Here is a 21,109-nt window from a genome sequence, read left to right as displayed (position 1 = left end):
TTTGAGTATTTCAACAAAAAATCAATGAAATAGGCTGTGAAATAATATATAATAGGTGTGTAAGCTATTTCATAAGTGATTTGATGAGGAGTTTTTTATCATGAAAATTATGGAGCGTAATCCTCGATTAGATGGGTTTTCGGTGGTCGCTGAGTTTGAGGAGCATGAGCAGTGTTATATGATGTGGCCGGAGCGGACTGATAACTGGCGTGAGGGCGGTAAGCCGGCGCAGTTGACATATGCTGCGGTGGCAGAGGCGATTGCTGAGTTTGAACCGGTAACGATGTTGGTGTCACCAGAGCAATATCAGCACGCCCGGTTTATCCTTTCAGACAAAATTCGGGTTATTGAGATGAGTTATAATGATGCCTGGATTCGTGACTTTGGTCCAATGTACGTAAAGAATGATCAAGGTGATATTCGCGCGGTTGACTGGCGGTTTAATGCCTGGGGCGGGTTACTTGATGGTTTGTATTTTCCTTGGGATAAGGATGATCAGGTTGCCGAGAAAATTTGCGATATTGAGCATATTGATTTTTACTATATTAAGAAGTTTATTCTTGAGGGGTGTTCGGTGCATTTTGATGGTCAGGGGACTTTGATTACCACTGAGGAATGTTTGCTTTCAGAAGGGCGTAATCCCGACTACAGCAAAGCTGAGATTGAAGAAATGCTTAAGACGTATTGTAATGTTGATAAAGTAATTTGGTTGAAGCGCGGCGTTTATTTTGATGAAACTAATGGTCATATTGATAATATTCTTAATTTTGTTCGTCCCGGAGTTATCGTGCTGACCTGGTCTGATGATGAAGATGATTTGCAGTATGAAATTTCTCGTGAGTGTTATGAAATTTTGAGTAATGCCCGTGATGCCCAAGGACGCCAATTTGAGATTCATAAAATTAATTATCCGAATTCGGTATTTATTACTAAAGAGGAGAGTGAAGGTATAGACATGGTAAACGGTACTTATCCGCGCTTAACCGGGGATCGTTTATCAGCTACATATGTCAACTACTATACTGCTAATGGCGGTATTATCTTTCCAACCTTTGATGATCCAAATGATGAACATGCAAAGCGTATGTTTGAACAATTATATCCGGATTATAAGGTAATCGGTATTCCGGCGCGCGAGATTTTGTTGGGTGGCGGAAACATTCACTGCATTACCCAGGGAGTACCTAAAAGAAAAAAGAAGTAATCAACAAGTAGAGGAGTCTAAATATGGATTTTTTTGAGATATCTAGTAAGCATTTAGAAGCATTGACTCAAAACGAACGTAGCTTGTTTGATTATGTTATCAAGAATATGCATACTTTGAAGAATAGAAGTATTCGTGAAGTAGCAGCTGAGTGTTTTGTGTCAACAACAACATTTTTGCGATTTGTGCGCAAGATAGGATTTAGCGGGTACAGTGAATTTATCACGGTGCTTAAGTTTACTGCGCTTGAAGAACCAGAAATGAATGAATCACCGTTTGTTGTTGAACAAAAACAATATCGTGAGGAATATTTGAAAAATCTGATTGAGTCGGTTCGGGTCATGGAATCAGCTAAGATTGTGCGTATCTGTGAAGCATTGAAGTCCAAGCCGCGTATTGTTATTTTGGCTAAAGGATTAAGCAAAAATGTTGCTTATTATACCCAGTTTTTATATAGTGTCAGCGGTTTTGATGTGCTTTTTCCGCGCGATTCACAATATCGTGGTATTACGATGCAGAAGATAAAGCCGGATGATTTAGTTTTCATTTTTAATTATGAAGGCCACGATCGTGAGCTAGTGCAGATGATTGAAGTCTTGAAGATGCGTGAACAGCGCCCGCTCATTGTTTCAATAACCGGTGCTGACAATAATACAATTCAAAATATGAGTGATATTAATTTATATATTTTCACTGATGAAATTGAAATAAATGGTGTTGATTTGACATCAAGAATTTCAATTATTGCCTTGATGGAGTTAATTCTCTACCAACATATGGAAGAGACTATGATTACTAAACATAATTAAAAAGACCCGGCCTTGCTGCTTGTCAGCAAGGCCGGGTTTATTTTTCTCCTAAAGGATAGCAATGCAGAATCCGGAAATAATTGCTGCAACCCAAAGGATAACGCCAAACAATATTGGTTTGAGGCCGGCATTGGTGATGGTTTTGGGGTGAAGTGTGGTGCCGACTAGGAAGAGTGCCAGTGAGAGCATTGCTTTACCTATGAGGGTTAGTGTGATGTAGAGGTCGGGGTTAGGGAAGAATGAGGATATTAGGCTGGCAAGGATAAAGAAGATGATAAAGAGCGGGAAACTTCCTTTTTTGTTGGATTTTTCTACGAAGGCCAGAATCAGTACTATTGGAATTATCCAGAGGGTACGAGTGAGTTTTAGGATGGTTGCTACTTGCAGGGCAGCATCGCTATGCATGGCGGCGGCACCGACGACTGAGGAGGTGTCGTGGATTGAGAGTGCCGCCCAGGTGCCGAATTGTTCGGCGCTCAAGGGTATGAGGTGAGCGAAGAGGGCGAAGAGGAAGAGCGCGACGGTGTTGAGGGCGAAGATGACACCGGTTGAGATGCCGATTTGTTGGTCATCAGCATTGATGACTGGTGAGACGGCAGCGATGGCACTGCCGCCGCAGATGGCGGTGCCGACGTCGATGAGCATGCCGGTTTTGCGGTCAATGTTGATATACTTCATCAAGAGGAGGCCGACGGTGATGGTGATTATCAGACTGAGGGCGCTTTTCCAAATGCCGGAAGCACCAACACTGATAACTTGGTTGATGTTGAGACCGAAACCAAACAGGATGATAGCGCCGTTTAGGAATAATTTACGGTATTTGGAAACATTGATGGTTGCCGGAGTGTAATTAGCCACTGCAATCAATAATCCAAGAATAAGAGCAATGCCGGATGCAAAGCTGCTTATGCCAGGAATAAATGGCAAGATAAAGGCAACTCCGGCGCCAAAATAAAATGTATATTTTTTCATAAAATCAACTCCTCTCATGCTTAGTTTACTGCAAGAAAGAATTATTGTATAATATAATTGATATATATAACATAACTATTATTTATGGATGTGAAAATTATGGAACGCAAATGGCAGGTCTATATTGCAGTAGTTGAACATAAGAGTTTTACTAAGGCGGCTGATGCATTGTTTATGTCACAGCCGGCGGTAAGTGTGGTTATTGCCAATATTGAAGAGGAATTACATGCTAAGTTGATTAATCGCGAGAACCGGCAGTTTAGTTTGACCGAGACTGGTTATGAGGTTTATAAGAAGGCAAAACAGCTTGAGCATATTTATGATGAGTTGCAGTTGGTTGTGGATGAGCATTATTATCGTAGTAAGGAAAGGGTTACTATTGGTGCTACCAAAACAATTAGTGATATTTGGTTATTTCCCTTTGTGAGGGAAATAACGCAAGCGTATTCCGACATGGAGATTAAGGTGGCAAGTGATAATACCAGTGCTATTATTAAGATGTTGTTGGAGTATAAGTTGGATTGTGCGCTGGTGGAGGGTGATATTCGTTCTGTGGCGGTGAATAGTGAGGTGTTTGCTATGGAGCGATTGCACTTATATGTACCTGATAATGATGTGAGTAAGCCATGGATTGTGCGTGAACCGGGTTCGGGGACGCGGGCGCTGGTGGAGGCGTATTGGAAGGAGAATAAGGTAAAGCCGGCAAAAATATATGAGACCGGCAGTAACTATGCTATTAAGAGCGCCGTTGAGAATGGAGTTGCGATTGGTTTTGTTGCTGAAGGTTTTGCGGTGCAGGGATATGAATCGCAGGCAACACTGACCAGACCGCTCTACTTTGTTACTCGCAAGGGAGAAAAGCGAACGGTAATGAGTGAGCGGGTAGCAACATTTTTACAAAGCAGAAAGGATTGAGAGATATGATTTTTAATACTAATTTTCGGAGTTCGCCAAGAACTTGCAATGGTAAGCCACGAAAAGGTTACTACGATATTTTACTTATTGTTTTTGTAGTAATTATTATGGTACCGTTCTTTTTGCTGGTGTTGGCGATGGCAAAACTTCTGATTCCGCTTTGGGTTTATATTTGTCTGCTTTTAGTTATTTTGGTTATTTATTTTTGGTTGGTGATTTGGTTGATGCAGGTTATTACCCAAACTAAAATAACTATTAAAGATGGCATACTTTTTATTAGAGCGGTTAATTATGGTATTAAGGATCAGTACGATGTAAATACGCACACGTTCCTATTGGTGCCAAATGATTTACTGAATATCGATAATATAAGCGGAGCAGTCATTGCAAAAAGACGCCGTTTGTTCTATCAATCAGGAATTGCGGTGATTGACGCTGAGGGAGAAAGAGTGGCGCTTTACGAACTTGAAGGAAATTTAACCAGCTTTCGCCGCTTGATGAAGATGATAAGAAAATAAGCAAAGCCGGGTGTTTTTATCGGACACCCGGCTTTGCAAATAAAAAAGACTCATTGAGAGTCTTTTTTTGCTTGTGCATCTTTATATTTACGAATCGGCAAGAGTTTTTCTTTAGGCAAAGTGCCTTCAACCGACCAAGTGTTTTCATCGTTAAGATCAAGCTGTTCAAGGTAACGGAAAACCGTCATCATCACTTGCGTTGGGGTTGAAGCACCACTAGTTACACCAATAATCATATCTTCAGTAAACCAGTCTAAGTCAACTTCACTGACATCAGCTATACGTTTAGCTGGTGTTCCAGATTCTTCGGCGATTTGTGCCAAGCGATTAGTATTGTTGCTTTTCGGGTCACCGACAACGAGAATTAAGTCGGTGAATTGAGCTTGTGCAGCAACTGCTTCTTGGCGCACTTGCGTGGCATTGCAGATTTCTTTGATGAATTCTGCTTGCGGATAAGCCGCCTGAATGGCTTTAGCAACTTTAGCTACATCCCAGATACTCAGTGTTGTTTGGTTAGTAATCAGTAGTTTGTCGCTGGTAACATTGATGTTGGCAATATCATCAGCTGTTTCTACTAAATGAATCTTCTGTGGGTGAATACCGGTAGCACCTTCTGGTTCAGGGTGCCCTTTTTTGCCAATGTAAAAGAATTCGTAGCCCTCATTGATTTTCTCAGCCAGTAACTTGTGGGTAGTGGTTACATCACTGCAAGTTGCATCAATAACATGGAGTCCTTTATCAGTTGCAGTTTGAATCACTTGTGGTGAGACACCATGGGCCGTCATGATGACGGTGCCATGGTCAATTTTCTCTAAAAGCTCAAGTCGGGTAGCATTAGTTGCCTCCAAGGTCTCAATCCCAAGCTCAGCCAATGCGTTAGTGATATGGCGATTATGAACGATTTGGCCAAGAATATATATTGGTCGCGGCAATTCGTTATTAAAGGCGCTTTCGGTAACAATATTAATCGCATGGACCACACCGTGGCAGTATCCTTGCGGCGTAATTTTCATAACTTTCATGTGTTTGGCACATCCTTTTTCCAGGTTGGTTTATTTATTATATCATAAATAGGTGCTTTGGAGTAAATGGTCTTATTTTGATTTGCATTTAGCGGTATAATAGAACTAATAGACGAGGTGATGGATATGAACAATAATTTTATAAATATAACGGCAGAAAATATTAATGAAGAACATTTATGTTGTATTATTCGTACTAAGAAGTTACACCCTGGTGTTGAGGCCAAACGGCGATGGCTGGCCGAGCGTTTGAAAGAAGGTCATGTATTTAGAAAACTGGATGCAAAAGCGACGGTTTTTATAGAGTACGCACCGCTTGAAACTGCATGGGTACCAATTATTGGTGATAATTACTATTATATTTATTGTTTATGGGTTCTAGGTGATTTCAAAGGCAAAGGGTATGCAAAAGGACTAATGGAATATTGTATAGCAGATGCTAGAGCTAAAGGGAAATCCGGTGTTTGTATGCTGGGAGCAAAGAAGCAGAAGGCGTGGCTTTCGGATCAAGCATTTGCTAAAAAAATTGGTTTTGAAGTTGTTGATAGTACAGTGGACGGATACGAGTTGCTAGCCTTATCATTTGATGGCACAATACCAAAGTTTGCTGCAGCTGCTAAGGAACAGAAAATTGATAATAAAGAGCTGACAATTTATTATGATATGCAGTGTCCTTATGTTTATCAAACAATCGAGAAAATTAAGCAATATTGTGAGACAAATGAGATTCCGGCATCACTTATTGAAGTTGCTAGTTTAGCAAAAGCAAAAACATTGCCGGGTGTTTTTAATAACTGGGGCGTATTTTATAATGGTCATTTTGAGACGGTGAATTTGTTAGATGTTGCAGCATTGAAAAGAATAATGAATCGGAAATAAGTTTTTAAGCTGGCTAAAAGCAGTTATAAAGGGAGTTTGTTGTGGTTTGAGCCAAAATAAAGTATAATATTCTTAGGTTAAAATGTGAAAATTTGGGTACTCAGCCGTCGCGAAGTGCGAGGCTGAGTACTTGATTTAGAATTAAGGAGATACTTCATGCAGAGTAAATATAGTGATTACCAGTTACGGCTGGAATTAATGGAGGCTTTAGCGGATTTGCGATTTGTGGAACCGACGCCAATTCAGCACCAGGTGCTGCCATTGCTTTTAAAAGGACGCAACTTGATTGCCCAAGCGCCAACCGGAACCGGAAAAACCCATGCGTTTTTGTTGCCGCTTTTTGAGCAGTTAAATATTCATAAACAAAATATTCAAGCAGTTGTTTTGGCACCAACACGTGAGTTGGCGGAACAGATTTTTAAGCGTGCGGTTGAATTAGCCGATTATTTTCCTGATGCGATTGATATTCAGTTATTAATTGGCGGAACCGATCGGACTCGTGGTATTGAACGTTTGAAAAATAGTCAGCCACAAATTGTGATTGGAACTCCAGGGCGGGTTTTTGACTTGATTAAAGAGGGAGCGCTAGACGCTACTCATGTTACTATGGTTGTTTTAGATGAAGCTGATATGATTTTTGATACCGGCTTTATTAGTGAGGTTGATGGGATTATTGGTCGGGTGCCGGAGACGGCGCAACTGGCGATTTTTTCGGCAACAATTCCGCAGGTCATTGAGCAATTCGCTCAGAAATATATGGCGGGTGCGGCACAGGTGGCGATTGATGCCAAGCAGAAGACGCCGGTTGCAATTGAGCATTTGGCGATTCCGGTGCGACGGAAGAGTCGCGAAGATTTGATTGTTGATATTACCGAGATGTGTCATCCTTATTTGGCGCTTATTTTTGCTAATACGCGTAAGCATGCAGATGCTTTGGCGGGCGAATTACGCGATCGCGGGATTCGCATCGGGGTTTTGCATGGTGATCTTTCCGCTCGTGAGCGGCGGCAGATGATTCGCCGGATTCGTGATTTGGAGTTTCAGTATGTGGTGGCGACCGATATTGCGGCGCGCGGGATTGATATTGAGGGTATTAGTCATATTATTAATTATGAGTTGCCGGATGATTTGGCGTTTTATATTCATCGGGTTGGTCGAACCGCTCGTGGTAGTAATGAGGGGATGGCAATTTCTTTGATTACGCCGGAGCAAGAGGTTGCGGTGAATCAGTTGCGTGAGCGCGGGATTGATATTAATTATGTAGAGATTAAAAATGCAGAATTTGTACCGGTTGCCAGCCGTAATAAGCGGATGCGGGTGAATCGGATTGATGATGAGACCTTGAAGGCGTCGCATCAGGCGCATGCGCGTAAGGCGAAGAAAGTGAAGCCTGGTTATAAGAAGAAGCTTGAACGGGAAGTGAAGGCTGCAGTTGGCAAGGCGAAGCGCCAGCAGCAGAAGCGGAATAACAAGAAGCGGTAGTTAGGATGTAATGAGGGGTGATGTTGCATGGAACGAGCAATTGAGTGCCGGTATAATGGTCATATATTGCGGGGAATGCTGCATTTGCCTGAGGCAGCAGCATTAAAGAATGTGCCGGCAGTAATTATTTTTCATAGTTTGTTGAATGATGCCAGAGGGAGTCATCGAACTTTGGTGAAGATGAGTCGCGAGTTGGCGGCACGAGGAATTGCTTGCGTGCGTTTTGATTTTTTGGATTTTGGCGATAGTGATGATTTTGCTAATTATGCTGATTTGCAGGAAGTTCTCGGGCAGGCTATGGCAATTCTTGAGCATACGGAGAAGTATCCTTGGTTAAATGGTGTATATTTATGTGGATGCGGTGCCAGTGGATTGGTTGCTGCATCGCTAGCTAATGCTGTACCGGAACGTGTGAAAAAGCTATTGTTATACGGGCCTACAAAATTGAAGTTGCCACGGTTCCGGTTGAAGGATAAATTAGAACCGGAGTTGTTGGCAGAGGCCAGTACTTTGCTTGATGTTGAGCAGCCTTATGGCGGGCCGGTGTACTTGTGTTTGACGCAGGCTGATGAGCTTGGTAACCGACTTTCAGAGCAGGTATTAACGGATTATTACCAACAAAATATAAAGGAAATTGATCATGTTCATCAGTTTGAGCATCTTCAAAATGATGAACGGGTGCAACAAATGGTTTTTGTCAATATGGCAGAGTTTATCCTAAAGAAATAGAGAGGAAGTTGACTTATGAGTAAGGATTTGATTATAGGATCGCATGTGTCAATGAGTGGCAAGGAAATGCTGCTTGGTTCGGTTGAAGAGGCGTTAAGCTATGATGCCAATACGTTTATGATTTATACCGGTGCGCCGCAAAATACGCGTCGTAAAAAAGTTGAAGAGTTGAATATCGAAGCCGGGCGTACCAGAATGGCAGAGGCCGGGATTGATATTAACAATATCGTGGTGCATGCGCCATACATTATTAACTTAGCGAATACAGTAAAACCGGAGACTTTTGAGTTGGCAGTTGAATTTTTGACATCAGAAATTGCCCGCAGTGAAGCTATTGGGGCAACCCAGATTGTATTGCATCCAGGCAGTCATGTGAATGAGGGTGCTGATGTTGGGATTAAGCAAATTATTAAAGGCTTGAATGAAGTTTTGCATGGTAATGAGAAACTGACAATTGCTCTGGAAACGATGGCTGGTAAGGGTAGTGAGTGTGCCCGCACTTTTGAAGAGTTGGCAGAAATTATTAATGGTGTTACGCATAATGACCGTCTTTCAGTATGTTTTGATACTTGTCATGTACATGATGCTGGCTATGATATCGTTAATAATTTTGATGGTGTGTTAGCTGATTTCGACCGCTTGATTGGTAAGGAACGTATCTCGGTTTTACATATTAATGATAGTAAAAATCCGATGGGCGCACATAAAGACCGCCACGAAAATATTGGCTTAGGTTATATTGGTTTTGATGCCTTGAACTATATTGTGCATCATCAAGATTTACCAAATATTCCGCGGATTTTAGAGACGCCTTATGTTGTTGATGAAGCGACTGGCAAGAAGTCATTTCCACCGTATAAATTTGAAATTGCGATGTTACGTTCGGGGAAAAACGATTCGAATTTAATTAGCGATATTATATCTTATTACAAAAAATAATTGAGTTTAAAAAGCACCGCTTGCAGCAAGCGGTGCTTTTCTATTTTTATTTGACATAACAGTTGTTGATGATACACTAAAAATAGAAGGGAGTTGGCGGTAATGATCGGGTGTGAAGAATGTTATAGTGAACAATCCAGAATTACTCCGCTTTTGGGTGCCAGAGCATGTTTGGAGCAACATGAACAATATATTTGTGGAACGTGCGGGCGGTGTATCTGTATTGCTAAAGATACGAAGCGAGGATTGCAGCGGTGGCATTTTCCATTTCAATCATTGAAAAATGCTATACTTTATTTGCGAACTGCAGATGTGACTCATAAAAGCAGTTGTGGTATTTATCAAATTCAGGATCAAAATGGCCGGCTGGCTTATAAGGTTTTTCCATCGGATAAAGCGTTGACATCCTACCTGAATAAGCATAAAACCAAGCAATGTATCAGTATGCAGGCGGTTTATAGGAATGGTGCGTATCGGGAGTTTCCCAATACGCAAATCAGAAAATTAAAGCAGCAAGAAGTTGAGAAGTATTTATTGGAACGGGAGATGGCTGAAAAATGAAGTCAAGATTCGAAGCGGTAAATGGTTATTTTAATGGTTGGGTGAGTGGCAATAAGGAGCAGATTCTAGCAACTTTGGCTGATACTATCTATATCGAAGAATGTTACGGTCCGTGTTATCGCGGCAAAGAACAAGTTGCGGTTTGGTTGGAGCGCTGGTTTGCTAAGGGCACTGTAGATAGTTGGGTTATCACCGATGAGTGGTTTGCCGAAGTCGAGCAAACATACTTCTGCAAATGGGCGTTTACTTGCACATATAAAGGCAATACTGATAGCTTTTCTGGGGTGAGTAAGGTAACCTTTGCTGATAATAAAATTGCCACCTTAGAAGAGTTTCAGAGTACATTGACGCATAAATATCCTTTTGGAGAATAGGAAACCCGCTTATTGTTTAGCAATAAGCGGGTTTTACATTTACTTCATATTGTTTAAAGTAATCATTCTGTTAGCGGATATATGTGGATTTGTATATCGCTTTCGCTTGGGGGAAATATTTTCAATAGTAATTGCGTTTTCCGGGCACCATTGCAAACAAGCCATACATTGCTCGCAATGATGGTGCCATTGCACTTGTTCTTCAATACTTATATTTTGCACCGGACAAATGTTTTGGCAAGTTGTACATTTTGTACAAGCGTCACTAACTTTAAATTGAGCGTCCATCATTTGAAAGTTATTTTGAATGATGGTTGTTTTTTTATTGTATAACTTAGAGATAATATTAATGGGTTTATCTCGAGTCACGTGTCTATTTTTAATAGCGATGATTATTGTTTCTAGCTTTTTATCAGCTTTTTTTAAGAGTCGATCTTGATATTTTTTAGGATATGCTGAGTATTCGCGATAATAATTTCCGGGCATTTTTATTGAAAATGTTTGGCTTGGCTTTTGGGGTAAAATCGTTTCAATATCCTTAAAAGCGTAACCGGAATTACCGGAATAAGTAGCAATTAAAATGATAGTTGCATTGGCTAGTAATGTATTTGCTTGGTGAAGCATTTTTTTAACATATACCGGAGGGCGGATGTAATAAACTGGGTAGAGAAGAATCAGTGTCTTACCGTTAATTGCTTCATGGGGAATATCAGCAAGTTTATGCATAGGCAGTAAGCTTGCATCAGAAAAAGCTTTTTGTATCTGCTCTGCAATATAAAGGGTGTTTCCGGTTCCGGAAAAATAAAATAGAATCATACTTAAGCACCTTTCCTAACAACAAAAGAAATCCAGTTATTGTTTATTTCATAAGTGATTGAAGAGAAGCCAAGAGATTGCAATAGTTCACTGAATGTATCGGGGTCTTTCCATTCAGGTGTGTGGTATTCAATTTTGTCAATCTCACAAACAATTAAAATTGTGCCATCCGGTTTCAGAACGCGATTGATTTCTGAGAGTCCGGTTTTAATATCATCCCAATACATATGGGTTTGAAAGGCAGTGACGATTTCAAACAGGTTATCATTGTAAGGCAAGTCTGCAACATCAGCAGTATCAATAGTCATGATACCACGATCAACAAATTCACGGTTTTTATCGATTGAAAAATTGACAGCATCTTCAGAAATATCAATACCATATAAAGTGAGGGTTTCATTATTATGGGCCAGATAGTTCAAGGTTTCACCGCCGCCAATGCCAATATCCAATAGCTGAGTTCCGTCTTGGATCTGAATTTTGCTTAAACCCCATTGTGTCATATCCTGAAACGTATTATTCCAGATATTAAAGAGCGCATAACCAACCAATCCGGTTGGATTTTTCATTTGTCCCAAAAAGTAATTAAAGCCTAAAGCACTTAATGATGCCACCACAACAGCAACCACTCCAATTTTCAATATTTTCTTTTTCATGAGTGAACCTCCTTTAATAGTTTTGAAATATTTTTATTTATATTTCAAAACTATAATAGCATGCACTTTAGGGGAAGGCAATAGTTTTTGTAATATATTGAATTTTATTTCAAAATTTAATATAATAATATCAGGTGATTATGGTGAATAAATTTGAAGCAAGAACCCAAAAAAAGCAAACTGCTATTATTGCTGCCAGCATTCAACTATTTGGTAAGTATGGGTATAAAAAAACCAATATTAAAATGATTGCTCAGGAAGCAAATGTTTCACAGGTATCAATTTATAATTATTTTGAAAATAAAGAGAATCTTGTACTGGCTTGTGTAAAGTTTTTGATGCAAGATATATTGGATAAAAGTAAAGTTATTTTAAGTGAGCCTATTTCATTTGAAGAAAAGTTAAATAAAGTTATGCAGCTCTGCAACGGTGATTTTAATGCAATCATTCAAGAACATTTTTCAAGCACACTGAATGATGATAGTGGATTTTTACAATTATTGGTTGAGACGAGTTCAGTCTATAAATCAGAGATTTATAAACTTTATATCCAAGCCGGTAAAGATGAGGGTTGGATTAATAAAGATTTAGCCACTGAATCTATTTTAGAGTTTATTAATGCAATGAATGCTGCGGGTGCAACTTATACCGGAGATAATAGCGAGCAACTTTTTAGTGACTTTCAGCAAATTTTATTTTATGGCATTCATAAAGTATAGAAGAAAATATCCCGCGTACTGTTTATCAGTCCGCGGGATATCAGTTTTACCTAAAAGATTTGGGCTTATATTTTTAAATTTTTTCGATAAATTTATTGTTGATTGGAGTAATTAATGGTATAATATTATAGAAACTGACTTGGAAGAGAACTCCGTAGTTATCCTCAGGGTGGCCTGAAGATAAGGGGTTTTTCTGTTTTTTGGAGGCATATTATATGAACAATGACCGCTCATTTTTAGGGAAGAAACCAATAGGCCCGTTGTTAGCACAAATGGCCGCACCAATGGTTGTCGGCTTTATGGTACAAGCATTTTATAATCTGGCAGATACTTTTTTTGTTGGTAAGACAGTCGGTCCGGTTGCTATCGGAGCATTAGGGATTGCCTTTCCGCTACAAATGATTTTAATGTCAATCGGCCAATTAGTTGGTTCGGGATCGGCAACGCAGGTATCGATTCATATTGGTCGAAAAGATATTAAACCAATCCGTTCAATTACCGGCTCATCATTTATTTTTACCATTATCCTGTCAACTACCGCGGTTTTGATAAGTTTATTGTCACTTGACATTTTGTTGCCGCTTTTTGGTTCAACACCAGAATTCTTGCCATACGCAAAAGAATTTATGTTATATAGTTTTATCGGTATTCCATTCTTTGCATTATCAATGTTCTGTGGAATGTCGCTGCGAGCTGAAGGAAAACCAAAAGTGCAAATGATTAATATGCTTGTCAGTGCAGTTATTAATATTGCTTTAGACTGGCTCTTTGTATGGCAGTTCAACATGGGTGTTGCCGGCGCTGCGATTGCAACCAGTACTGCGCAAATCATCTCATGTATCGTTGCAATGGTCTTCTTATTCTCGCCAAAATCATTAACCCGGCCAAAAATGCCGCAATCATTCAAACAATTTTATACCGTTTCTTTTGAAAGTTTAAAACTAGGGTTGCCGCTGTTTTTCTCAACAGCAGCAACCTCAGCCGTAGCAATCGTGGCAAATAACGTATTGCGATTCTATGGAACACCTACTGACATTTCAGTTTATGCGACGATCTCCAAAATAAACAGTTTTGCGATGATGCCGGTGTTTGGCATTAATAACGGTATGCAGCCAATCATCGGTTATAACTTTGGTTCGCGTCAATTCGACCGCGTCCACAAAGTATATAACATGGCCTTGCGTACTACATTTATCTTCCTGATATGTGTCGTTGCCATCGTCCAATTCTTCCCAGAACAAATTATCGGCATCTTCGTTGATTCCAGCGACACCGCCTTCATTCAGGACGGCGTCCTGCCATTGCGGCTGTTCTTCTCTTTGACAATGTTCACCGCAATGCAAAGTACCTCAATGATTGCTTTGCAATCATTGGGACAAAAGGTTTCAGCGATGCTGATTTCACTCTCGCAACAAGTCATCTTATTTATCCCGATGGTGCTTATCATATCATTTATTCTAGCTAACATCTTCGGCAGTGCAAGCGGCACATACGGGGTTTGGATTTCATTCCCGCTGGCCGGATTTATCGCCGGGGTATTCGCGTTCTTCTTTACGCAAAACAAATTACGTGATTTATCGAAGCTACAAATAAAAGAAGCTGGCCGTGAGCAAGAGCTTGAAACCACAGTTTAGGAGAAAATAAAAAAAGCGGTGAGTCCTGCATAGGGGGACTCGCCGCTTTTCAACTATTTATGGGTATGAACGTAGGCAAGGTGTCGGGTAATACGTAATGGGTTTGGTTCATCCGGAAAAGAAAAAGGATTCAAAGGTTGTTCCTTGAAGCGGCGAACCACTTCATAAGCATCAGCAACCAGTTCTTTTGCCGAAATCATGCCATACATTTTAGGCGGGATGATATAAAAGGGAACACGCTCAGCTAATCCGGTTTCTTGAATCAGCGTTGGGATGACCATTTTTAGATGCGGGCAACACATGACAATGTCATAGTCCGCGAATTTGGTTTTATTGGTGCCGTGTTCATAGTAGTCAATCTGAACTTCATTATCCATGTTCAGTTGTATTAATTCTTTGCTGGTGCGAGCTGCTAAATGACTTGATGAAAAGCCGCCGCCGCACATAATTACGATTCGTAACATAAGTATCACATTCCTTATCTGATACTTTAATTATAGCTGCTTTTGATAGGGGCAGCAACTTTAATTTTATGTTCATTCGTGGCATTTTTCGTGATATAATGAAGAAAGCAGAATAAAATAAAAAAGATTACGGGAAGCGGGAAAGTAAATGAATCCAGATCCAATAATACTGAAAATAGATATAAATGACTACACGCCAATGATGCAACAATATATTTCGATTAAAAGAGAGAACTTGGATAGTTTTGTATTTTTCCGGCTTGGTGATTTTTATGAAATGTTTTTTGATGATGCCCTTGATGCCAGCCGTATTTTAGAAATTGCCTTGACTGGTCGTGATGCAGGTAGCAAAGATCGGGTGCCAATGTGCGGTGTGCCATATCATGCTGCCAATAATTATATTGAACGCTTGGTAGCTGGTGGCTACAAGGTAGCTATTGTTGAGCAAGTTGAGGAGCCGACGGCGGGCAAGGGAATTGTGCGCCGCGAAGTGGTGCAGGTGGTAACTCCGGGAACGATTATGGAAAGCAACGGGCTTTCCGAGAAAGAGAATAATTATATTGGTACTGTTTCAGTTTATCCAGATCAACTGATGCTTGGTTTTTGTGATTTAACTACCGGGGAGCTTGGCCTGATGGCGTTGCCTTTAGAGGATATTCATATTTATAACCAAATTATTACTTTAGGGGTGCGGGAATTAATTGTAGCGCCGGAGTTATTGCAAAACGATTTTTATCGTCGTTTACGTGAACAATATAATATTGTATTGTCGGTTGAGGAAAGCAGTGAAGTTAGTAAAGAGATGCGTGCGAAGATGCAGCAAGTCAGTGATGTTCGCGGTCAATTGACGTTAGCGCGGTTGCTGAATTATTTGGAGCGGACGCAGAAGCGGAGTCTTGAGCATATTCAGCAAGCAGCAATTTATGAAACGGATTCTTATTTACAGATGGACGCGCATTCACAGGCAGCACTTGAGCTGACCAAGACGTTGCGCGGAAATGCTAAGACCGGGTCGTTGTTATGGCTGCTTGACCAGACGAAGACGGCTATGGGCGGTCGGATGTTGAAGAAGTGGCTGGAGCGACCGCTTATTGATAAAGCGGAGATTGAGCATCGTCATGACTTCGTAGCATGTTTACAGAGCGAATATTTTATTAAAGAAGAAATTAAGGAATCGCTTAAGTTTGTTTATGACCTTGAGCGGCTTTTAGGGCGGATTGTTTATGAAAATGCCAGCGGTAAAGAGTTAGCGCAGTTGCGTCAGTCTTTGCGCCAGTTGCCGGTTATTCGTGAATTGATTTTGCGTTTACCATATAATCGTGCGCATGATTTAGCAAACGGGATTGATACTTTTGATGAGTTGTTAGCAACGCTTGAACAAGGAATTGTTGATAATCCGCCACCGGGAATCAAGGATGGCGGTATTATTGCCGATGGTTTTAATGATGAACTTGATCAGTTGCGTGATGCGCGTAAGAATGGGAAGACTTGGCTTGCTGAGCTTGAGGCCGCGGAGCGGGTGCGAACCGGTATCAAGACCTTAAAGATTGGTTATAACCGCGTTTTTGGTTACTATTTGGAAGCGACCAAGGCGGCGCTTGCAAATATTGATGAGGATTTAATCAGTCACTATGACCGCAAACAGACTTTGGCGAATGCGGAGCGTTATATTACTCCGGAACTGAAGGAGAAGGAGAGTTTGATTCTCGGTGCTGAGGAGCGTATGAGTTTGCTTGAGTATGAGATTTTTGTGGCAATTCGGCAGCAGGTAAAGGGGTATACGCAGAAATTGCAACAGGCCGCGGATAGTATTGCGACTGTTGATGTGCTGGCTTCATTTGCAACTGTGAGTGAGATGTACAATTATGTTCGTGCTGATATTATTGATGGTCATGAGCTGGCAATTGTCGATGGCCGTCATCCGGTTGTTGAGCGGGTTATGGAAGATGCTGAATATGTAGCGAATGATTGCAAGATGAATAACACCACCGATATTCTTCTGATTACCGGACCGAATATGGCCGGTAAGAGTACTTATATGCGCCAATTAGCTGATATTGTAATTATGAATCAGATTGGTTGCTTTGTACCAGCTACGAAAGCTGAACTACCGATTTTTGAGAGCATTTTTACTCGTATTGGTGCCAGTGATGATTTATTCAGCGGTCAAAGTACTTTCATGGTTGAAATGATGGAAGTAAATATGGCGTTGAAGCATGCGACTAAGAAGAGTTTGATTTTATTTGATGAGATTGGCCGCGGAACGGCAACTTATGATGGTATGGCTTTAGCACAATCGATTTTGGAGTATATTCATCATCATATTGGCGCAAAGACATTATTTTCGACGCATTATCATGAGTTGACGGTGCTCGAAGAGCAGCTGCCAAGACTGCACAATGTGCACGTCAGTGCGATTGAAGAAAATGATCAATTGGTATTCTTGCACAAAGTGAAAGATGGCAGTGTTGATCGTAGTTATGGGGTGCATGTGGCGCAGTTAGCGCACTTGCCGAACGAAGTGATTCAGCGGGCGCAAACAATTTTAGGCTCGCTCGAAGCCCAACGTGGTGACAGCAAGCAGCTTGATTTGTTTGCCGCGCCGGAGAATGAAACGGTGACAGTGACTGCAATTGATGCCGATACTCAGGCAGTTCTTGATGAACTTGCCGGTTTGGATATTAATCAACTAACGCCGCTTGATGCTTTAAATGCGCTTGGTTCGGTGTTAGGCAAGTTGAAATAAAAGTGTAAAAAGTCCTGGCTTGACCGGGACTTTTTTTAATTCTCACAAATAAAAAAGCAAATAGCTTGATATCAAGATAAAATTCCTTTATACTGAACAAGAAAGAATTTTTTAAGAGGAGTGATGATGTCCGATGTTTGGAGTTATCGCAATGGAAAGTATTGTATGGATAGCAATTATACTTGTATTATTTGCTGGAATTATTGTACTGAATGTGAAGTTTAAAAAGAATATTGCCTTTGCTTGGCGGGTTGTTATTTCAACCTTGATTGGTTTGGCAGCGGGAATTATTTATCAAGTGATGTTTAGTGGGTATAGTGCAGATACGTCAGCGCTCATTACCTCGCAAGTGACTCAGGTTACAACGCTTATCGGAGATGGCTTTATAGCACTTCTTCGCATGTTAGTTGTACCGTTAGTATTTATTGCTATATTAAATGTAATTGTTAATCAAAAAGAACAAGCGAATTTGGGGAAAATGACGATTCGCACAGTAAGTTTATTTGTAATTACAGTTGCTGTTGCAGCACTTATCGGTATTGGTCTAGCGATGGCGTTCAACCTTGGTTCAGGTATGACTTTACCGGTTGGAACAGAAGGATGGGCTGGTAAAGAGTACAAAGGTATTGTGGACACTATTATTGGCTTATTGCCTCGTAATCCGATTGCCGCTATGGCTGAAGGTAATGTTATTGCCGTGGTTATTTTTGCAGCATTCATTGGTATTGCAACAAATAAAGTTGATAAAAAATATCCAGAGTTAATTGCTCCGGTCAAAACACTAATTACTGCCGGATTTAAAATTATGACTCGTTTAACCGGTATGATTATTCAATTAATTCCTTATGGTGTATTTGCTTTGATGTTCAATTTAGCTGCTACTCAAGGATTTAGTACATTCCAGGAAATTGCTACTTACTTTGTAGTTATGCTTATTGGTTTGGTATTATTGTTTGCCGTGCATATGATTATTTTAATCAGCCGCGGTATCAATCCGGTTAAATTTGTTTTAAATGCAGCGCCAGCTTTATTGGTAGCATTTACTTCAAGTTCAAGTTTTGGTACTTTACCAGTCACAATTGAAACTTTAGAAGACCGTATGGGTGTAAGCACTGGAGTAGCGAACTTTTCGGCAAGCCTTGGTTCAACCATGGGGATGAATGCATGTGCCGGATTATTCCCGGCAGTATTGGCAGTTATGATTGCTAACATGAGCGGTGTTGCTATTGATTTACCATTTATCTTCTTGATGCTGGTTGTTATTGTTATCGGATCATTTGGGATTGCCGGCATTCCGGGAACTGCTTCAATTGCGGCAACAGTTGTACTTGGCGGTTTAGGCTTACCATTCGCACCGGTTGCACTTATCTGGCCAATTGACCCAATTATTGATATGGGACGTACAATGGTGAATGTAAATGGTGCAATGGTCATTTCAACTGTTGTTGATAAATCAATGGGCTTAATGGATCAAGAAAAATTCAATGAGCCAAATAAACAAAAAGATAATGAAGTAGGCGCAGAAGCGTAATCTTACTTTTTGAGAAAATTGAATGAGCCGGCAGGTAAGCTGCCGGCTCATTTTTTTAATTTTAAGAATACACATAAAATACGAAATATTCACTGAATATACATTGAATTCAATTTACTGGTTTGCTACTATTATTTGAAAGCAAAAAATAGGAGTGAATCTATGAAAAAGTTAATGATTGGTTTTAGTGTTTTGGTTGTTATAACTGGAATGCTGATGCCGAATTTTAGTGTGTTTGCAGCAAGCGAAGCAAACAGTCAGGAAGTAAATAGTGAGTCTATTGATGAAATTTTAGCAGCAAAGAATAATCTGAAAGCTACTAGTAGTTGTGACGAATACATTGCCAGTGCTGAGTGGTTGATTCGCGGTCGGGAAATTTCTTTAAGTTTGACGCCGACTGCGTGCGGTATCACGACAACTGATTATGATGCGGCTTTTGCTGAAGTTATCGCTAAATTTGGTGAAGATATTCGTTTCTATAATGAAGCAGCTTTAAAAGATCAATATATTTGCCATGCGGTATTTGCCGGTGCCGGTAAACTGCCATGGAATATTGAGCCTTTCCGGCCACAGGTCGGGCAGATGGAAATGGTGATGGCACAGTGCAATCCCAGCAATAATAATTTAGTTGTGGCTCATCCGGCAATTACACTTGAAAAAGGCACAACGCTATCAGAAAATGAACTACTAACTAATGTTCAGGCTTCAGTACTAAATGGGGTTACAATGACTGCGGATATGAGTGGGTTGGATACTGACACAGTTGGTGACTACCAAGTATGGATTAGTGCTGCAAATGCAACCAGCGCCCCGGTGCTGGTGACCGTTGAGGACACGGTCGCACCGGTATTGGCGGTTGCCAATACGACGCGCAATTATTCAATTGCTGCAGTTCCCGACGCGGCAACGTTCTTAGCTGAATTGAATGCGTCAAGCAACGAAGCAGATGCAATTATTAGTTCTGATTTTGCAACCGCAGTTGACTTGCAAACGCCGGGAACCTATCAAGTCTCAATAACTGCTGTTGATACTTCTGGAAATGTATCAACACCGGTTTATGTGCAGGTAACTCTAAAAGGAGTGCCGGTAATCAGCGTGCAAAGTTCAGTGCTAGAATATCCGCTTGGCACGATAAAGTCCGAAACAGAATTCTATGCTGACTTAGGCGTAAGTGTTGATGATGGAAGTCCTCTGACTTCAAATTTTGCTGCAATCGATTTTTCAGTAACCGGAACGTATAAGGTGGTATTGCATGCTACCGACACCCTTGGCGGAAGTGCCGCACCGGTATCAGTGACGGTAACAATTGCCGGAACTGCTACAAGTACTGAGGAAACAGGCAATACTAGCACCTTACCGATTACCGGGCAGGATATGCTGTTATCGGCTTCAATTGGCATGATGCTGTTGACTGTCGGCAGCTGTTCTTGGTTTGTTGGCAGAAAGCTGATGAAATAGCAAAACCCGCACCCGATTCCGGGTGCGGGTTTTCATGTTGACGCTTAAGAAAAAATTGCCTATAATGAAAAAAACGAGGTGTAGTATATGGCAGAAGTGAAAATTGATTGGGTACAAGAAGATGAACTGGCGGCAGTCATGGAGATGGTTAAGTCAGCAGTTGCCTGGATGCAAGCTGGTGGCAGCAAGCAGTGGGATGAGACCTATCCTAATGTTGAGGTTATGAGTAATGATATTGCCAAGCAACAGTTACTAGGTGTTTATTGCGATGGTGTTTTGGCTGGATTTGCAGCCGTTGATTACACACCGCATAAGGAATATTATACGGTGAACTGGCAATGTGAAACAGATCCGATTTTAATTGTTCATCGTATTGTTGTTGATCCTAATATGCATGGCATGGGACTCGCTCAACGTTTACTTGGTGCGGTTAAGGACTATGCGATTGCTCAAGGGGCAACTGCAATTCATACTGATACGCATCATGGTAATGCTTCAATGGCAGGTGTGTTTAAGAAGTGCGGTTATGTACAAGGAGCGCCAATAATTTTAGGCCATAAAAAGGAACTGGGAAATTATTATACTTACGAGTTGGTTTTATAAAACAGGAAAAGGAGTCGTTAACAAGAACGACTCCTTTTTCTTCATTATGTGGATTTTGTGAATAATCAAAATATTTCA

Annotated in this window: 21 protein-coding genes; 16 read left to right on the top strand and 5 right to left on the bottom strand. The window is 40.7% G+C overall.

The features are described 5' to 3' along the window. Window positions 1-100 precede the first annotated feature (100 nt). Window positions 101-1,204 carry an agmatine deiminase gene (aguA, locus tag FEZ08_RS03960; protein WP_138190417.1) on the top strand — a complete coding sequence of 368 codons (1,104 nt, stop codon included), beginning with the start codon at window positions 101-103 and terminating at the stop codon, window positions 1,202-1,204. Window positions 1,205-1,227: 23 nt separating this feature from the next. Further along, window positions 1,228-2,013, top strand: a complete 786-nt coding sequence (locus tag FEZ08_RS03955; protein ID WP_138190416.1) for a MurR/RpiR family transcriptional regulator — start codon at window positions 1,228-1,230, stop codon at window positions 2,011-2,013. A 48-nt stretch (window positions 2,014-2,061) separates the two neighbouring features. Here FEZ08_RS03955 and FEZ08_RS03950 read toward each other — a convergent pair whose 3' ends face one another. Next, on the bottom strand, window positions 2,062-2,985 hold the full coding sequence (locus FEZ08_RS03950) for a YeiH family protein (RefSeq protein WP_171014928.1): 924 nt from the start codon (window positions 2,983-2,985) through the stop codon (window positions 2,062-2,064). Window positions 2,986-3,084: 99 nt separating this feature from the next. On the opposite strand from FEZ08_RS03950, the gene FEZ08_RS03945 reads away from it, so the two are divergent. Continuing rightward, window positions 3,085-3,900, top strand: a complete 816-nt coding sequence (locus FEZ08_RS03945; RefSeq protein ID WP_171014927.1) for a LysR family transcriptional regulator — start codon at window positions 3,085-3,087, stop codon at window positions 3,898-3,900. Between the two features lie 5 nt (window positions 3,901-3,905). Further along, a complete protein-coding gene (locus FEZ08_RS03940) occupies window positions 3,906-4,418 on the top strand; it encodes a hypothetical protein (RefSeq protein WP_138190413.1) in 513 nt (170 codons plus the stop codon). A gap of 50 nt (window positions 4,419-4,468) precedes the next feature. Here FEZ08_RS03940 and FEZ08_RS03935 read toward each other — a convergent pair whose 3' ends face one another. Beyond that, a complete protein-coding gene (locus tag FEZ08_RS03935; RefSeq protein ID WP_138190412.1) occupies window positions 4,469-5,440 on the bottom strand; it encodes a 4-hydroxy-3-methylbut-2-enyl diphosphate reductase in 972 nt (323 codons plus the stop codon). A 126-nt stretch (window positions 5,441-5,566) separates the two neighbouring features. Between FEZ08_RS03935 and FEZ08_RS03930 the strand changes: the two genes are divergently transcribed. The 6 genes from FEZ08_RS03930 to FEZ08_RS03905 all read left to right on the top strand — a co-directional run bounded on the left by FEZ08_RS03930 (window position 5,567) and on the right by FEZ08_RS03905 (window position 10,404). After that, a complete protein-coding gene (locus FEZ08_RS03930; RefSeq protein ID WP_138190411.1) occupies window positions 5,567-6,319 on the top strand; it encodes a GNAT family N-acetyltransferase in 753 nt (250 codons plus the stop codon). A gap of 156 nt (window positions 6,320-6,475) precedes the next feature. Then, complete coding sequence (locus FEZ08_RS03925) at window positions 6,476-7,801, top strand: DEAD/DEAH box helicase (RefSeq protein ID WP_138190410.1); 1,326 nt, start codon at window positions 6,476-6,478, stop codon at window positions 7,799-7,801. Window positions 7,802-7,828: 27 nt separating this feature from the next. Next, on the top strand, window positions 7,829-8,530 hold the full coding sequence (locus FEZ08_RS03920) for an alpha/beta hydrolase (RefSeq protein WP_138190409.1): 702 nt from the start codon (window positions 7,829-7,831) through the stop codon (window positions 8,528-8,530). Between the two features lie 15 nt (window positions 8,531-8,545). After that, the gene (locus FEZ08_RS03915) at window positions 8,546-9,469 is read left to right on the top strand and encodes a deoxyribonuclease IV (RefSeq protein WP_138190408.1); all 924 of its coding nucleotides are present in this window, start codon (window positions 8,546-8,548) and stop codon (window positions 9,467-9,469) included. A 102-nt stretch (window positions 9,470-9,571) separates the two neighbouring features. Further along, on the top strand, window positions 9,572-10,030 hold the full coding sequence (locus FEZ08_RS03910) for a hypothetical protein (RefSeq protein ID WP_138190407.1): 459 nt from the start codon (window positions 9,572-9,574) through the stop codon (window positions 10,028-10,030). After that, entirely contained in the window at window positions 10,027-10,404 is a 378-nt protein-coding gene (locus FEZ08_RS03905) for a nuclear transport factor 2 family protein (RefSeq protein WP_138190406.1), read from the top strand. Before FEZ08_RS03910 ends, FEZ08_RS03905 begins: the two co-directional genes overlap by 4 nt. A gap of 39 nt (window positions 10,405-10,443) precedes the next feature. Here FEZ08_RS03905 and FEZ08_RS03900 read toward each other — a convergent pair whose 3' ends face one another. After that, a complete protein-coding gene (locus FEZ08_RS03900; protein ID WP_138190405.1) occupies window positions 10,444-11,220 on the bottom strand; it encodes an EFR1 family ferrodoxin in 777 nt (258 codons plus the stop codon). A 2-nt stretch (window positions 11,221-11,222) separates the two neighbouring features. Then, window positions 11,223-11,876: a class I SAM-dependent methyltransferase gene (locus FEZ08_RS03895; protein WP_138190404.1), complete on the bottom strand. Its 654-nt coding sequence runs from the start codon at window positions 11,874-11,876 to the stop codon at window positions 11,223-11,225. Window positions 11,877-12,016: 140 nt separating this feature from the next. Here FEZ08_RS03895 and FEZ08_RS03890 point away from each other — a divergent pair, with 140 nt between their 5' ends. Together FEZ08_RS03890 and FEZ08_RS03885 are read left to right on the top strand one after the other, a co-directional pair. Further along, complete coding sequence (locus FEZ08_RS03890; RefSeq protein ID WP_138190403.1) at window positions 12,017-12,595, top strand: TetR/AcrR family transcriptional regulator; 579 nt, start codon at window positions 12,017-12,019, stop codon at window positions 12,593-12,595. A gap of 215 nt (window positions 12,596-12,810) precedes the next feature. Further along, entirely contained in the window at window positions 12,811-14,229 is a 1,419-nt protein-coding gene (locus tag FEZ08_RS03885) for an MATE family efflux transporter (RefSeq protein WP_138190402.1), read from the top strand. A 53-nt stretch (window positions 14,230-14,282) separates the two neighbouring features. Here FEZ08_RS03885 and FEZ08_RS03880 read toward each other — a convergent pair whose 3' ends face one another. Then, window positions 14,283-14,693, bottom strand: a complete 411-nt coding sequence (locus FEZ08_RS03880; protein ID WP_138190401.1) for a PTS sugar transporter subunit IIB — start codon at window positions 14,691-14,693, stop codon at window positions 14,283-14,285. A 148-nt stretch (window positions 14,694-14,841) separates the two neighbouring features. On the opposite strand from FEZ08_RS03880, the gene mutS reads away from it, so the two are divergent. From mutS to FEZ08_RS03860, 4 genes are all read left to right on the top strand, one after another. Beyond that, the gene (gene mutS, locus FEZ08_RS03875; protein WP_138190400.1) at window positions 14,842-17,439 is read left to right on the top strand and encodes a DNA mismatch repair protein MutS; all 2,598 of its coding nucleotides are present in this window, start codon (window positions 14,842-14,844) and stop codon (window positions 17,437-17,439) included. Between the two features lie 151 nt (window positions 17,440-17,590). Next, entirely contained in the window at window positions 17,591-18,970 is a 1,380-nt protein-coding gene (locus FEZ08_RS03870) for a cation:dicarboxylate symporter family transporter (RefSeq protein ID WP_199288008.1), read from the top strand. Window positions 18,971-19,132: 162 nt separating this feature from the next. Beyond that, window positions 19,133-20,428 (top strand): DUF2599 domain-containing protein, encoded by a 1,296-nt coding sequence (locus tag FEZ08_RS03865; RefSeq protein WP_138190398.1) that lies wholly within the window; start codon window positions 19,133-19,135, stop codon window positions 20,426-20,428. A gap of 87 nt (window positions 20,429-20,515) precedes the next feature. Continuing rightward, window positions 20,516-21,031: a GNAT family N-acetyltransferase gene (locus tag FEZ08_RS03860; RefSeq protein ID WP_138190397.1), complete on the top strand. Its 516-nt coding sequence runs from the start codon at window positions 20,516-20,518 to the stop codon at window positions 21,029-21,031. Window positions 21,032-21,109 lie beyond the last annotated feature (78 nt).

It is taken from the genome of Culicoidibacter larvae (assembly GCF_005771635.1).
GTDB classification, from domain to species: Bacteria; Bacillota_I; Bacilli_A; order Culicoidibacterales; family Culicoidibacteraceae; genus Culicoidibacter; species Culicoidibacter larvae.
This window is presented reverse-complemented; position numbering and strand designations above follow the sequence as displayed.

Excerpts from the sequence above, each read along its gene's own strand:
- aguA (WP_138190417.1), top strand. The coding sequence starts at position 101 with ATGAAAATTATGGAGCGTAATCCTCGATTAGATGGGTTTTCGGTGGTC.
- FEZ08_RS03955 (WP_138190416.1), top strand. The coding sequence starts at position 1,228 with ATGGATTTTTTTGAGATATCTAGTAAGCATTTAGAAGCATTGACTCAA.
- FEZ08_RS03950 (WP_171014928.1), bottom strand. The coding sequence starts at position 2,985 with ATGAAAAAATATACATTTTATTTTGGCGCCGGAGTTGCCTTTATCTTG.
- FEZ08_RS03945 (WP_171014927.1), top strand. The coding sequence starts at position 3,085 with ATGGAACGCAAATGGCAGGTCTATATTGCAGTAGTTGAACATAAGAGT.
- FEZ08_RS03940 (WP_138190413.1), top strand. The coding sequence starts at position 3,906 with ATGATTTTTAATACTAATTTTCGGAGTTCGCCAAGAACTTGCAATGGT.
- FEZ08_RS03935 (WP_138190412.1), bottom strand. The coding sequence starts at position 5,440 with ATGAAAGTTATGAAAATTACGCCGCAAGGATACTGCCACGGTGTGGTC.
- FEZ08_RS03930 (WP_138190411.1), top strand. The coding sequence starts at position 5,567 with ATGAACAATAATTTTATAAATATAACGGCAGAAAATATTAATGAAGAA.
- FEZ08_RS03925 (WP_138190410.1), top strand. The coding sequence starts at position 6,476 with ATGCAGAGTAAATATAGTGATTACCAGTTACGGCTGGAATTAATGGAG.
- FEZ08_RS03920 (WP_138190409.1), top strand. The coding sequence starts at position 7,829 with ATGGAACGAGCAATTGAGTGCCGGTATAATGGTCATATATTGCGGGGA.
- FEZ08_RS03915 (WP_138190408.1), top strand. The coding sequence starts at position 8,546 with ATGAGTAAGGATTTGATTATAGGATCGCATGTGTCAATGAGTGGCAAG.
- FEZ08_RS03910 (WP_138190407.1), top strand. The coding sequence starts at position 9,572 with ATGATCGGGTGTGAAGAATGTTATAGTGAACAATCCAGAATTACTCCG.
- FEZ08_RS03905 (WP_138190406.1), top strand. The coding sequence starts at position 10,027 with ATGAAGTCAAGATTCGAAGCGGTAAATGGTTATTTTAATGGTTGGGTG.
- FEZ08_RS03900 (WP_138190405.1), bottom strand. The coding sequence starts at position 11,220 with ATGATTCTATTTTATTTTTCCGGAACCGGAAACACCCTTTATATTGCA.
- FEZ08_RS03895 (WP_138190404.1), bottom strand. The coding sequence starts at position 11,876 with ATGAAAAAGAAAATATTGAAAATTGGAGTGGTTGCTGTTGTGGTGGCA.
- FEZ08_RS03890 (WP_138190403.1), top strand. The coding sequence starts at position 12,017 with ATGGTGAATAAATTTGAAGCAAGAACCCAAAAAAAGCAAACTGCTATT.
- FEZ08_RS03885 (WP_138190402.1), top strand. The coding sequence starts at position 12,811 with ATGAACAATGACCGCTCATTTTTAGGGAAGAAACCAATAGGCCCGTTG.
- FEZ08_RS03880 (WP_138190401.1), bottom strand. The coding sequence starts at position 14,693 with ATGTTACGAATCGTAATTATGTGCGGCGGCGGCTTTTCATCAAGTCAT.
- mutS (WP_138190400.1), top strand. The coding sequence starts at position 14,842 with ATGAATCCAGATCCAATAATACTGAAAATAGATATAAATGACTACACG.
- FEZ08_RS03870 (WP_199288008.1), top strand. The coding sequence starts at position 17,591 with ATGGAAAGTATTGTATGGATAGCAATTATACTTGTATTATTTGCTGGA.
- FEZ08_RS03865 (WP_138190398.1), top strand. The coding sequence starts at position 19,133 with ATGAAAAAGTTAATGATTGGTTTTAGTGTTTTGGTTGTTATAACTGGA.
- FEZ08_RS03860 (WP_138190397.1), top strand. The coding sequence starts at position 20,516 with ATGGCAGAAGTGAAAATTGATTGGGTACAAGAAGATGAACTGGCGGCA.